The sequence below is a fragment of the Phormidium sp. FACHB-1136 genome (assembly GCF_014697375.1).
Lineage (GTDB): Bacteria > Cyanobacteriota > Cyanobacteriia > Phormidesmidales > Phormidesmidaceae > Nodosilinea.
This window is the reverse complement of sequence record NZ_JACJRS010000196.1, coordinates 1-3,630: the sequence shown is the minus strand read 5'-3', so window position 1 is coordinate 3,630 and position 3,630 is coordinate 1. Positions and strand designations below refer to the sequence as shown.

General features: G+C 52.1%; 4 protein-coding genes. All 4 read right to left on the bottom strand.

Features of this window, described 5'->3' with window-relative positions; translation table 11 throughout:
- Positions 1–778 precede the first annotated feature (778 nt).
- Positions 779–1,036 carry a hypothetical protein gene (locus tag H6G62_RS26290; RefSeq protein WP_190500713.1) on the bottom strand — a complete coding sequence of 86 codons (258 nt, stop codon included), beginning with the start codon at positions 1,034–1,036 and terminating at the stop codon, positions 779–781.
- Between the two features lie 2 nt (positions 1,037–1,038).
- Positions 1,039–1,269: a hypothetical protein gene (locus H6G62_RS26285; protein ID WP_190500712.1), complete on the bottom strand. Its 231-nt coding sequence runs from the start codon at positions 1,267–1,269 to the stop codon at positions 1,039–1,041.
- A 78-nt stretch (positions 1,270–1,347) separates the two neighbouring features.
- Complete coding sequence (locus H6G62_RS26280) at positions 1,348–1,563, bottom strand: hypothetical protein (RefSeq protein ID WP_190500711.1); 216 nt, start codon at positions 1,561–1,563, stop codon at positions 1,348–1,350.
- A 353-nt stretch (positions 1,564–1,916) separates the two neighbouring features.
- Entirely contained in the window at positions 1,917–3,332 is a 1,416-nt protein-coding gene (locus tag H6G62_RS26275) for a hypothetical protein (RefSeq protein WP_190500710.1), read from the bottom strand.
- Positions 3,333–3,630: the final 298 nt, after the last annotated feature.

Genomic DNA, 3,630 nt, shown 5'->3' with positions numbered 1-3,630 from the left:
TTTTTTTTGCTGATAAAACAGTACCATCAATACCCCGAAAGCGCGATTTAGCAAGGGTTACAGGCTTCTAAGATAACTCTTTTTTATCAAACGACTGTTTGTTTACAAGCTAAAGCTCATGCCCTGCAATGCCGTGGTTTTACCTGCCCTGAGCTTTGTTACCGAGTGTAAATCACGACTAATCCCACAGAATACTGATAAGCCCCGGTTATGGGGCACCGGGGGGAAACAACCAGGAGAGGCAGCGAGAGGGTAATGACGGGGTGAGTTTGATCTGACTAGGAAAGGTTTAGCCTTTCCGGGAATCGGTAAGTGGTGATTATGCGTGGTGATCCGACTAGGAAACCCTTAGGGTTTCCGGGAATCGGTAAGTGGTGATTATGACCTGTCAGAGTGCATCAATGTGCTGTCTTAAGACGAATCCCTATGGGGTTTGTAGTTGAGACGTTTAGCACGGTTTAAGATGCGGTACTAAGCCGAATCCCTATAGGGGTTGTAGTAAGTACAGCCAGCATGGGCTAGTGTGCAGTGCTAAGCCGAATCCCTATGGGGTTTCTAGTTAGCACAGCAAGAATGGAATGGGAGAGGCTTAACAGGTCGGTAGGGCGGGGTATGTGTGGCCGTTTCCAACCAGAATCACTCACCCGCCCTACCAACCAGCAAGATTGTCCCATTCCCCCGCCCGTCAAGGGGATTTCGCAAACTCAGCAGTACCACCGCTTCGTTGAGAGGATGACGCGAGTTTGCTACACCCCTTGACTCGAACCGAGTCCTTGCACTACTGGATCAGGTTCTCCCTAAAATATCCCTCGATAGCCTGATAGGTGGCATCTGGGGGGAAAAACAGTGTCACGTTCCAGACGAGTCCATGACCATCGCGGCGGGATTCCTCCATTTGGTTTAGCGCGGTTCGGGTCAGTGGGTATGGGCTAACCGGATAAGCCAGGTTGTCATGGAAAACCACGAAGCAACAGCTTGGAACCGGATCATCACCAATCAAGCGCCTTACTGGTAAGGCCATCGGCTCTTTACTCATGACTATTTCACCTCCAATCGAGATTGCCACGGCTCTAAGAAGCTGGTAGCCGTTTCGTTGATTAGCAAGGCTTGGGAGATCAGGTGATGGGCATACCGAGCCAGGTCGGGATCTGGTAGACGGTGGCCGTCATCGACATTCAGCAGGTAAGCCAGAATTTCAACCGAGGTCATCACCCGTTGCAGGTCGTCGAGGACATTGGCTATGTCATCGGTCAATTTGTCGATCATCATGGGAGTAACTCCTAAAGTGGTCGTTTCACTTGTGGAACCAGCCATGGGACAGCGGTAGGACGCTGTCCCATGGCGCTGTTATAGGTCAACCTCTAAACCAAGCTCAGCCAGGACGGCTAAGACGGTCACACGGGCCGATTTTTTTTGCCTTAAGGTTTTCGTCACAATGGCACGGGCCTGTTCAGCAGAAACGATCACAGATTGCCGATGGTAAGACTCATCGACCTGTGACCGTTTCCAGTCATCGACCAGGGCTTGCACCTCCGATTTAATCGGCTCAGGGGTGCGAACCATGACAGAATCCCATGGGGCTTTCTTGCCCCGACCGCCTTTAATGATGGCCATCGATTAACCGTATACAGCTTTATCAATTACAAAGCTATTACCTGTATACGGATTTGTCAATGGGCATATATAGCATCCCCATACTGTAACCAAACCGATTAGGAACCAACTCCCTACAACTACGCCAATACTTTATAGGGCAAAGGATACAGCCCGTATCGAGTAAGAGATAAGTATCTGTGGGGACTCCCTTAAGTGAGTCATTTTGTCTTGCCGCAAAATTAGCTATCTCAGCAGACCGATACCATTTTGCATCAATCGGCATAGGAAACCACTGACCACCATTCCCGCCATACCAATGTTTAGTATGGCAATGCCTCAAGACCCACGCAACGGGCCTTAGATTCTGTTGATTGATCATCCCTATTATACCCGTATACATCTTTTGGCCGCTGTCGTTCCCGCCGTTTCTCCAGTTCATCGCAGATGTAAAGGCTATCGGCCACGGCCATCTCACGGCGGGCCTGATCGGGGTGAGGGTATAGGCTATCGGCCTGATCGACCAGGGCTTGCACCTGTGCAAAGTCACCCTGAGCCAGGGCAAGGGCGATCTGCCCTTCAATCTGGTCAGGGGTTGGGGCAATCCTGGGAATCGTGATCGGCGCTGTCTCAGCCACGGCCTGATCATCGGCGGTAGCCAGTAGAAATTCCCCCATGGCCTCATCGTTAAGAAAAAATCCAGCAATGCCCAAACACCGCTCACGGCCATCAAATTCTTTCAGGATGGGCCGATAGACAATCGCCCCGGCATCCTTCAGATCATCCGCATAGGTCAGCAGATACTCAGCACGATGGCCTGACAGCTTGAAGGTAGCCTTAGCATCTAGCTCCTTCATAGCCTTACTGGCTGACCACCATTGCCCCGGCAGCTCGTCACCCTTGCCCAGCTCCTTAGCCTTAGCGACCACCTGAGAACCCTTGCTTTGATACTTAGCCAGTTCCCGGCCCGTGTTCCCCTTACTGGCTTGCACATTGGTCAGAGCCGACCGGGGAACGTCATGCCCTAAGAAATTCTCTAAGGCATCACCCCAAAACTGAGTGAGCTTATCTGTAGTTAGCCAGTAAGGCCCGTCCGGCTCAGCACGGCTCACGAAGACAAAGTGAACGTGCAAAACCACTTGCCCCCAACGATCTAGGCGTTTTTCCTGAATCTCATAAGCCGCGACCATCAACCAGGGAACACCACAGCGTTCAGCCTCTCGCTTACACCGCTGAGCAAACTTTCGGAAGATGTCAGGAAAGGCACGGTTAACAGCCGCCAGTTCATCAGGGGGCAAATTGGGCACCGTGCAAGTCCCAAAACCAACACGCTCACGACCATACTCATGGTGCAAGCCCATCACCATGTTGGCGATCCGGCGCTTGGCTTCAGGGGTAATTCCCTGGCTATCACCCCGCTGACGACGGTAGCCAGATCCCCCTTGTGATGATTTGGGACTATTGACAAGCCCAGCGGGGGACTCCGTCCCCTGGTTGACCAGGTCGCTATGCCAGGTCAGTTTCCAGCCCTCGCCATCGTGGTAAAGCTCGCGGCTAAACCGCTGGGTTTCCGGCTCGCGTTCCTGGGAACGATTAGGGTATGCCCCAACCGAGAACCGCTTGGCATAGCCGTACAGCTTACCGCCGTAGTTCGTCCGGCTATTGGTCTGAGTCAGGGCCGATGGCCGCCGTGGGGGGCTTGACTCACTGGTTTTGAGTAGTGCTAAAGTATTGCTCATTGGGTCGGCTCACAGTGCAGATGTGATGTCCGGCCCGGTTTTGTTTTGCAGCTTGCGGGGTCAATCCAGCACCAACCAACCCCAACCACCGATAGAAATGGCTGATAGGGGATTGTACGTCTAATGGTTGGGCGCTAGATTGGGGATACATTTTTGTTTGTTTGGCCCCGCGTGTTAGCTGCACCGGGCCTTTTTTTTTGCTGATAAAACAGTACCATCAATACCCCGAAAGCGCGATTTAGCAAGGGTTACAGGCTTCTAAGATAACTCTTTTTTATCAAACGACTGTTTGTTTACA